Source organism: Modestobacter sp. SYSU DS0904, from assembly GCF_054051115.1.
Genome location: NZ_JBJHAQ010000082.1, coordinates 1 through 780 on the forward strand (window position 1 = coordinate 1; position 780 = coordinate 780).

Below are 780 nucleotides of genomic sequence, written 5' to 3' on the forward strand. Positions count from 1 at the left end.
GTCGGGGCCCATCACGATCCGGGAGATGCTCCCGTCACAGGCCAGGTAGCGGGCGCGGGCGGCGGAGATCGTCGCCCCGAACCCCAGCTCGGCAGCGCCGGCGCCGGTGGCGGGGTCGACCAGGTCCTCCAGGTCGATGCCGACCACCACGTGCGGCTTCACCGTCCGCAGCGTCGGCAGGTCCCCTGATGCCAGGGCGTTGTCGCACACCTGCACGAACGCGTCCCCCTGCTGCTGGGACCGCGTCCGGGTGTCGCCCTTGGGCCGGTCGGCCTGCACGTGGGACTCGATCGCCGCCTTCACCTTCTCCCCACCCACCGCATCGAGCTCGAACCGGCCAGTGACGCTGCCGTCGGCGTGCTTGACGATCGTGAACCGCCGGCCCTCCGTCGGATCCGGCTCCGGCCCGTCGGGATCCAGCGCATCGGCGAAGGCCTGCACCGCCAGGGGCAGCGCCTCGTGCCGGGACTCGGCCGCCACGGTGGCCCAGTCCCGGTCGAAGGCGCCCAGGTCGATGCCCTGCTCCGCAGCCTTCGCCACCTCCCCGGGGCCGACCTTCTCCGCCACCACGTTCACCTGCGCCGCACTCACCTCCCCCGCCGCGAACCCCGCCGCCAGCACCGGGAAGGACTCCAGCACCCGACCGGCCCGCACGATCCGCGACGCCTCGGCCGGCGCCACCCGCACGTGCCCGATCAACCACGACCGCATGCTCTTCAGCGCATCCCGCTCACACGCCTGCGTGCTCTCCGCATGCCGCACCGTGCGGGTCAGCTCGGC

The 780-nt window shown here is 73.6% G+C and carries 1 protein-coding gene; it reads right to left on the minus strand.

What is annotated here, in order from left to right:
* On the minus strand, positions 1-762 hold a 762-nt coding region (locus ACI79U_RS21420; RefSeq protein WP_457072407.1), incomplete at its 3' end, for a DUF222 domain-containing protein.
* Positions 763-780 lie beyond the last annotated feature (18 nt).